This is a genomic window from Sulfobacillus sp. TH-112 (assembly GCF_057473405.1).
This window is the reverse complement of sequence record NZ_JBYCKN010000005.1, coordinates 1-8,974: the sequence shown is the minus strand read 5'-3', so window position 1 is coordinate 8,974 and position 8,974 is coordinate 1. Positions and strand designations below refer to the sequence as shown.

The following is an 8,974-nucleotide window of genomic DNA, read 5'->3' as shown; positions in this document are numbered from 1 at the left end:
GTCCTTTTGGCTGGCACGCGTCTATATCCGATTACATCGGATTCATGACGCTGAACAGTTGCTTGATGGCATTCTCTCGTACCGTACCGATCTGGGACTATTAGGGGAGCATGCCGATCAAGACAGCGGGGATCCTCGAGGCAACTTCCCACAAGGATTTTCTCACTTGGGTGTCGTGATGACGTTATTGGAATTAGAGGCTCATAAGCTTAGCAATAAATAAGCCGAAGGATCGAAAGGGTGAGGAACCGCTCGCCCTCTCGGTCGTGAGGTTTTCCCCCAAGACATTTTCACGGCTCGACACATTTAGGAGGAATCATGCATAAATTTGCAGAATCTCGCCGTCCGTTATGGATTGCATCGAGTATAGCAGCGGTAGCGGTACTTCTTATCCCCGCCGCCTACCTGGCAGGTTGGTTAGGTGACCTTGGTCAGGTGCAACCGGTATTAAGCTCACTGCAGAAAGCTCATCAAGCTATTGCATGGCAAGAGTCCCGTCAACCACAAGAACCGCCTGCAAAAAGTCCGCAGGTGGCCGTGCAATTGACGGATAGTGCGGTGACATTAAGCTGGTCCAGCATCCCTTCGGCATCAAGTTATGACATTTATCGCGCTACGCGTGGAGTGAGCTTCGGTCAGGCGACCAGTATTGCTGAGGTGTCACAACACACGACAACGATCTCATATACGGATACTTCTGTTCGCCCAGGGAAAGAGTACACCTATTGGGTAGCAGCTTCGAATACCGCAGGAGAAGGTCCTATTAGTACCCCATCCTCGGTGCATGTATATGACACATGGGGGGCCATCACCAAGGAAGCCCTCTCAGCCACCGCCATCGCGACGGCGACTGCTTCACAAAGTACTGCTTGGGGGATTTTAGGGACCTCATCAACCAGCACCAAAGTGCCAGTTTTCGACATCGCCCATACCTTAATGAGTCCCTACAAATTTTCATCTCAATCGCAGCGATCATCCTTCCTCACGCAACGAACCACGTCGTGGCATCTCGGTCAGGCATCCCTGACAGCCGCCTTTAGACATGGCATTTCTGTTCTCAGCGGAAGCGACGCCGCATTATCTTCACTGGCCATCGGCTCTTCAACCCCCAGCGAGATGGTGGTATTTGCTTCGTCAGGGCACTTAATGACGGCAATCGTAGCCTCTGGGACAAGCCCGCTTCCGAGTGACGCTTTAGTGTTAAATCAATTTGGCCAAGCAGTGGGCATCTCAAACCAGTCCGGTACACTGCTTCCTATTCGTGGCTGAACCAATGAAGTGAGCTCTCCGAAACACGCTAACCTCTGCCATATCTGCCGCCCATGGCGGATGAATGGCCTCTGTGATGTGTATCACCCCATATGGCGACGACCACCTGTCACCGTCTTACTTCAGACGAGATCCCTTCCGCGCTCGTCTGGAGTGGTTCGTCAGGATAATCCCGCACTAGCACCTCCATGGAGATAGGTTCCTTCGAAAAGGTTTTTGTTGTAAATTTATATCATGATGTTTATAGTTGTCTTTAGGGCAATTATTTAACCACTCTCATGATCTCGGGAGGTTTATCGTGCAAGAGGACGTCAAAACTCCATCGATGGCGTCGACAGACGCCGCTCTCCATGCCTTTGTCCGTCTAGTGACCTTAGGTGAGTCTATTTCATTTGAATTGTGGAAGACTCATGGGTTAACGCTCGGCCAAGTTCGCCTCTTGAAAAAGATCCGCGATAACCCCATGGTCGCTGGCGACCTCGCCAAAGAACTAGGGGTCTTGGCTACCTCGTTAACGCGCATGATGGAACGACTACAGTCCAATGGATTGATTGAGCGTCATCTGGATCGCACCGATCGTCGACGGATTATGGTCGAACTTACTCCCTTGGGGAAAGAGACTCTTGGTAACGTCAACGTATTTCGCAAAGGTCCCATTACCGCCGCATTAGAATCGATGAGCGAAGACGACCGTCAGCAGTTTAGCACCGCACTAGAAAAGTTTCTTGATACGCTCTCCGAACAAGATATTAATCCCTAGATAACAAGAATTGGTTATCGTTGCAACGCGGAAAGGAGTGCATCGCAGTCGATGGCAACTTCAAGTACTGGGCACAACACGGCCCATCGAGGAATTGACTACAAGTGGATCGCTCTCTCCAATACGACATTGGGGATTTTAATGGCGGCAATCAATGGCACGAGTCTCATCATTGCCTTGCCGGCCGTATTTCGCGGAATCCACGTCAATCCATTGGCTCCGGGAGCCACAGGACTTCTCCTGTGGGTCCTCCTAGGATTTAACGTCGCCACGACCATTCTTTTGGTCGCATTCGGCCGGATATCCGATAGTTATGGGCGCGTCCGGCTCTATAACTTAGGATTTGCAGTATTTACTGCGGGATCCCTGCTCCTGTCACTCACTTGGGGACTAGGAACCGCAGGCGAATGGCAACTGATCATTTTTCGGTTCGTTCAGGGGATCGGTGGTGCATTCCTATTTGCCAATTCTGCCGCAATTCTCACGGACGCATTCCCGTCCAATCAACGTGGATTTGCTCTTGGGTTAAACCAAATTGCCGGTATTGGCGGTGCAGTGATTGGCATTGTTATCGGTGGACTGCTAGCCACCGTCAGTTGGCGCGCGGTTTTTCTCATTAATGTGCCGTTTGGTCTCATGGGCACCATCTGGGCCTATATCGCGCTCAAAGAAACCAATCGAAAACGGCCGCCGCTACGCATCGACTGGGCTGGCAACCTAACCTTTGCCCTAGGACTACTAGGTGTGCTTCTCGGTCTCACCTACAGCATTGAGCCCTATAAAACGCACAGCACGGGGTGGCAAAGTCCTTTCGTTCTAACTTCGCTCATTGGCGGCCTCGTTTTGCTTATCGTGTTCGTGATTGTCGAACACTATTCGAGCGATCCCATGTTCAATCTCTCTCTTTTTAAAAACCAAGCCTTTAGCGCCGGCAACATCGCCGGACTCCTCGGAGCTGTAGCTCGCGGAGGGCTTATGTTTATGATTATTATCTGGCTTCAAGGCATCTGGCTACCTATCCATGGCGTATCATTTACCAATACTCCCTTGCAAGCAGGTATTGATACGCTGCCGCAAATGGTCGGGTTCTTGCTCGCCGGACCTATTAGCGGCCGGCTCTCTGACCGTTTTGGAGCACGATGGTTTGGTATGGCAGGAATGCTATTGTCAGCGGCAGGATTTTTTCTACTCAATACATTGCCGTCGATATTCCCCTACTGGTCCTTCGCCTTTTATCTGTTCCTCATTGGTGTAGGCATGGGCCTCTTTGCGTCTCCAAATTCTGCAGCCATTATGAATAGCGTCGCCGCGCGGTATCGCGGGGTAGCATCCGGCATGAGAGCAACGTTCATGAATGCTGGCCAGATGCTGTCGATGGGCGTATTTTTCACTATTGTGATTAGCGTGCTCACCACGCACCTCCCATCGGCACTCTACAAAGGATTGCTCAAAGTCCACCTTCCAGCAGCCATGGCAACCAAGATCTCCCATCTGCCGCCCATTTCTGCGCTTTTTTCCGCGCTACTTGGGTATAACCCCATGGAAGTCATCTTGGGCCCATCTGGGCTAAAACTACTTCCCCCGGCAAGCCGAGCGGTGGTTGTCGGTCGATCGTTCTTTCCGCTCTTGATTGCCAAACCGTTCATGCGAGCGCTGTCAGTCGTCTTTCTCTTTGCCATGGCAATGTCCATTATCGCCGCCATAGCCTCACTTCTTCGCGGCAAACACTTCGTGTTCGATGAAGAGTCCGATAACTCCACCGATGCTGCCGATCTAAATCGACAGCAATTGAAGACGGTGGCGCTCGCCGGGATCGTCAGTGCCCGAAACGGTGCGAAAGAAGGCGCCACGGAGGAAGAAAAAGCGCGTCTGGCACGCGCATTAACATTGCTCAAGTTGGCCGACCAGCCTTTACCCGAAGGACCCAAGAGTCCATCTGCTCCTTCGCTAACTGATCAGTAATCTTCCATACTCCCGGCATCAAAATCATAGAGCGATGATGCCGGGAGTCATTCATGATTTGTCATGAAAGTTCTTTTCAACGAAAGTTCTTTTCAACGATCGTATCCGGCAAATTCCGTCTTTCTGAAGTTGGCTATGATGAGACTTGAAGCCAACTTGCGAGACGCTAACCCCCGGTGTACGAATTCACCGCAGACCAATTCCCTGGCGCATTTCCTCTCACCCCATGAACCTCGATCGGCCAGCTCAAAGAGCACAGTCTGGCAGTTCATAGACATTCCCCCCGCCGGGCTCTTCGTGCCCATTTACCAAAATTGAGCTGACTATCACCTCCTGTCTCAACGAGCGATCGATTCGGACCATTCGTGAATAGTCCGAAAATCCGCATAACGCATAGCTTTCAGACTCTACTAGCGTTTTCTTCTGATTACTACATCACCCCTTAACTCTGATACAATTGGAGTAACGTCCGTCATGCGTTTCAAGCATCGGATACCAATGTCGCGCGAAAGGGCTGAACTTGCATGAAGAGCTCGATGAAGGAAACAGTGATTGTTCTTGGCGGAGATGGATTTTGTGGTTGGCCGACTAGTCTTCGGCTCTCACAGGAAGGCTATGATGTCGTCATCATTGATAACCTCTCGCGAAGGAATATTGATAATGAGCTCGAAGTCGAATCGCTCACGCCCATCCGACCGATGGGTACTCGATTACAGGCTTGGGCCGAAGTTTCCGGTCGACACATCGAGTATTACAACTTTGATGTCGCTCACAACTATGAAAGACTTTTGGACGTCATCACAAAAACCCGTCCGACGGCCATTGTGCACTTTGCCGAGCAGCGTTCGGCCCCCTATTCTATGAAGTCCCCTTGGCATAAACGCTATACCGTGGATAATAATTTAAATGCAACGCATAACGTCCTCGCAGCCATTGTCGAATCAAGGCTGGATATCCACTTAGTCCACTTAGGCACCATGGGCGTCTATGGGTATGGCACCGCCGGAATGGAAATTCCAGAAGGCTATTTACCCATTGAAGTCACGACAGAAACTGGCGAGAGAATCTCGCGCGAAATTCTCTACCCTGCTGATCCCGGATCGGTCTATCACATGACCAAGACACAAGACCAACTATTCTTTCAGTACTACAATAAAAATGATCGCGTGCGCGTCACCGACCTACACCAAGGGGTGGTCTGGGGCACCAACACCATCGAAACAATGTCTGATGAACGGCTCATCAACCGATTCGACTACGACGGCGATTATGGGACCTCGTTGAACCGATTTTTGATGCAAGCCGCGGTACACTACCCCTTAACCGTACATGGGACCGGAGGTCAAACGCGAGCCTTCATTCACATTCAAGATACTGTGCGTTGCGTGCAGTTAGCGATTGAGAACCCCCCGTCACAGGGTGAGCGGGTACAAATCTTTAACCAAATGACCGAAACGCACCGGATTCGCGATCTGGCGAAGTTAGTCGCTGACCTGACTGGTGCGGAGGTTGAATATCTCCCCAACCCACGTAACGAAGCCGTTGAAAACGAACTTCGCGTGAAAAATGAGCTGTTCTTGTCAAAAGGACTGAATCCCACGTTACTAAGCGAAGGACTACTATTGGAAGTCACAGACATTGCCCATCGCTATGCTGATCGGGTGGATGTTTCTAAAATACGTGCCACCAGTCAATGGAATCAAACGCCACAATCCCAAACTGCAGAACCCGCACCTAGTTGATGATGGCGAAAGCGCTTAACGTTGACCCTAGGCCATGAATCTGCAACAGGTAACTTCTCTACCGAACTAGAGTGAATTGCGACGACAACAATCGAGTTAAGCCCCGGTTCTGGGGGCTTAACTTTTTCGCCTCGCTAGGTGAGTCTGAACCATCCCCGCTATACGTGTCATTCATCGACGTCTGAGAGACGGGAAACGAGATAGGCCCCCGAACCTCTTCATGGTACAGCTTAGTAGCTTAGTGCCACGATTTAGCCTCTCATCATAATTTTAGGGGGTCGAATAGCATGAATGGTGTCACAACACCCAGATGACCATCGTTTTAGGACAATTCCCACACAAGGCTAGAGACTTGAAATTCGTGACCCAGTGGTCGCGATACCGGAATCAGAATCTATCCCTCAGATCGAAAGTGGCACATGTGGGGGATCTTGTGGCCTCAAAAACGCCGAACCCCCTCAGAACTGTCGTTCCCTCGGGGAGGGTTCTGGTTAGAGACTGCCGAAGCTCCTTGACAACCACAGAATCCTTTTCGATAATGGGCCTATCTCACAGAAGACGAGGTGTCATATGCCCCATTAGGTCGCACTGGGTCGAGATCTCACGGCGTTGACGACGCCCCAATCTCGTCGCCATACCCCTAAGCACGCCAGGCTCATGGAGCCCGGTTTATTTTGGTTTAAGGGAGCGACCCTCATTCATGACCATCCAATCTGTGCGATGGCAGGTACTACCTGTCCATCCTCCAGCCCTGGCACGTCTTTGTGCCCGCTGCAACCAAGAACGTCCGTTTCACTGTCAACAGCGATTCCGAATCAATGGGCAAAAGCGTAAACTTGACGTTTGGCTCATTTACCATTGTGCGTACTGTCATACTACATGGAACCTCGAAATCATCGCGCGTGCACATCCCGAGGCACTGTCCTCAGAGCTTCTCAGCGCACTAGAATCCAACGATACGGCAGTGGCATGGCACTATGCTTTTGACAAACCAACCTTGAGGCGCAGCGGTGCCAAAATCCAGTATCCCGATGAGTACCTTGTGACGGGCCCTTCCGTGAGATGGGACTCAATAGAGCCATTGGTGACGATAACGATTGAGTCCCCGTACTGTTTTGACCTGCGGTTGGATCGTCTGTTACAACAACAACTGTCTCTATCGCGGACGACCATCCTTCGTCTTGCGGAAAATGGCGCCATCACAAGCCCGTCCGGGATAGAAATCCAACGACACAAGATCCGAGAAACGCACTTAGAAGTGATTATCAATCTGGTAGCAACCAAGTCCACCATGACAATCTAAGCGACCTGCCATGGGGTTTCCATACACCAAGGAGGCTCTTTAGACATCCGAATGTCTAAGATGTTTGAGAGCCTCTCTATAGTTCGAGAGAAAACATATGCCGATAGTGTATCTATCGTCTCCACCAGGCTTCGCTAGACCGCCACACGTCGTGGGGCACGATGAAAGGCGGTATAAATAATGTGGAGGATCGGCATTTCGAGTCACAGACTGGAAGTATAAGCCGCAACTTATAGAGACAAAAGGTATTAATACCGTGTATGCCCCATGAGCGTCAAGACAGGTTGAATCAGAATCCTTGGCACCCGCAATGATTCCTGCTCATGGCAAGCGTCTACTCCACGCTGTATACCCGCACAAATCCCTGACGTAATCCCTCCGAATACCGCTGCCATCCTTCCGAAGAGTGCAATCCTTCTTCTTAAATGGTCATTTCAGCGGCGACTTTGTGGTCGCTCAGGGACACGTAAGACGGCATATACGAGAAGCACTAGTAAATCTAGAGACCTTCTTACACGTAGTACTAATAGTCCCGCCACAATCCCTATAAGGCCACCGACTATCACGTCCGTAGGCCAGTGAACCCCGACAAAAACCCGGGCCCATGCCACCGCCACCGCGAAGAGAAAGGCGAGAATTCCATCAGACAAGCCCGCATACAATAGTCCCACGGCAAATCCAAAACTTCCTGCCGCATGGGCACTAGGAAACGATGAGTCCCGCTTATGAGCCACAAGCTGATGCACAAGATGGGGCTCCAATACAAAAGGCCGAGGCCGATACGGCGCGATATGCGTGAGTATCACGTTAATCACGAGTGCCAAGACCCCCGCCGCCACAGCATAAATCACAGCTCGCCGAGCCCGTGACCGCCGATAAGGTGGCCAAAACCACATCACAATAAAAATGAGTGCCCAAATTTCGGGTGCAAATCGCGCCAATACCACTCCAAACAAATCGAGAAACGCATGATGCCCTGCCGGGCCATTAATCCAGTGCTCCACGCGAAAATCAAAACCGTTCACCCGAGGATGACTCACGACAAAGCCTCCACTGTCCTGTTGTTATACCTGCTGTATGGTTAAACGATTTCTTTTCGAGAAATACAACCGCGCCCGCTCTAGTCATCGGCCTGGGCGAGTCCAATCGGAGTGGCCGACCCCACTCAAGATAATCTGGCCAACGGGACACATCATTGCACCATGCCTCGCCCCTCCATGGCAATCTCTCCGACAATAGCCCCGTCTCGCATTAACAACGCAGCAGAGTGGAGATTTACTGTCGTACACACATGATTGGGAATAATGGACACCTGATCGCCAATGACCAGAGGAACATCCGAACCATCTTTCATTTCTAAGATGCCATGCTCCTCAGAAAGACGGCGGAGAATGAGATCTGGAAAGTTTACAATAGTTCCGTACCCTCCCCCGCGGACTTGGTCCAAAGCTAAAGTTTTGCTTCCCGCATCAATGATCGCCCGCGCTGGGTGGGGTCGACTCACAACCGTAGCAACGACCACAAGAGCACAATCCGCCCAATCACAAGCGAAAGACTCCACCGTTGCAACATCATTATAGATATAGGTCCCAGGTCGAATTTCTGTGGCCACCGTCAACTCGTCCAGAAAAGCCGCCGGGATAGTTCCCCCTTCGCTAATCACCTCGGGAGAGAGACCGGCATCTGCCAACATTTGGCGCAATCCCTCTAGTTGTCGATTTTCATCACGGATGGCGGCCACGATAGCATCCTTATCTCCTGCATGCGCTAAATGGCCCCCAAAGCACGTTAATCCTAGGTAGTTGACTCCCGCCGTCCGTTGAATACGAGCGGCTAAATCTTGAATGTCCTTAGGCGTTTCCAGTCCACAACGATGCATCCCCGTGTCCACCTCAACGAGGGCGCCGACGGACACCCCAGTCTCCTGATACAATTTCT

Annotated in this window: 8 protein-coding genes; 6 read left to right on the top strand and 2 right to left on the bottom strand. The window is 51.2% G+C overall.

Annotation, left to right across the window (positions count from 1 at the left end; translation table 11 throughout):
* From ACOJWD_RS00380 to ACOJWD_RS00355, 6 genes are all read left to right on the top strand, one after another.
* On the top strand, nucleotides 1-223 hold a 223-nt coding region (locus tag ACOJWD_RS00380; protein ID WP_486991232.1), incomplete at its 5' end, for a glycoside hydrolase family 15 protein.
* Between the two features lie 95 nt (nucleotides 224-318).
* Nucleotides 319-1,269 (top strand): fibronectin type III domain-containing protein, encoded by a 951-nt coding sequence (locus ACOJWD_RS00375; RefSeq protein WP_486991231.1) that lies wholly within the window; start codon nucleotides 319-321, stop codon nucleotides 1,267-1,269.
* Nucleotides 1,270-1,567: 298 nt separating this feature from the next.
* A complete protein-coding gene (locus ACOJWD_RS00370) occupies nucleotides 1,568-2,029 on the top strand; it encodes a MarR family winged helix-turn-helix transcriptional regulator (RefSeq protein WP_486991230.1) in 462 nt (153 codons plus the stop codon).
* Nucleotides 2,030-2,080: 51 nt separating this feature from the next.
* Nucleotides 2,081-3,991 carry an MFS transporter gene (locus ACOJWD_RS00365; RefSeq protein WP_486991229.1) on the top strand — a complete coding sequence of 637 codons (1,911 nt, stop codon included), beginning with the start codon at nucleotides 2,081-2,083 and terminating at the stop codon, nucleotides 3,989-3,991.
* Nucleotides 3,992-4,527: 536 nt separating this feature from the next.
* Entirely contained in the window at nucleotides 4,528-5,733 is a 1,206-nt protein-coding gene (locus ACOJWD_RS00360; RefSeq protein WP_486991228.1) for an NAD-dependent epimerase/dehydratase family protein, read from the top strand.
* Nucleotides 5,734-6,433: 700 nt separating this feature from the next.
* A complete protein-coding gene (locus ACOJWD_RS00355; RefSeq protein WP_486991227.1) occupies nucleotides 6,434-7,036 on the top strand; it encodes a DUF1062 domain-containing protein in 603 nt (200 codons plus the stop codon).
* Nucleotides 7,037-7,470: 434 nt separating this feature from the next.
* Here ACOJWD_RS00355 and ACOJWD_RS00350 read toward each other — a convergent pair whose 3' ends face one another.
* Both ACOJWD_RS00350 and ACOJWD_RS00345 read right to left on the bottom strand, forming a co-directional pair.
* Nucleotides 7,471-8,076 carry a phosphatase PAP2 family protein gene (locus tag ACOJWD_RS00350; RefSeq protein ID WP_486991226.1) on the bottom strand — a complete coding sequence of 202 codons (606 nt, stop codon included), beginning with the start codon at nucleotides 8,074-8,076 and terminating at the stop codon, nucleotides 7,471-7,473.
* Between the two features lie 152 nt (nucleotides 8,077-8,228).
* The coding region (locus ACOJWD_RS00345) for an alanine racemase (protein WP_486991225.1) at nucleotides 8,229-8,974 on the bottom strand (746 nt) is incomplete at its 5' end.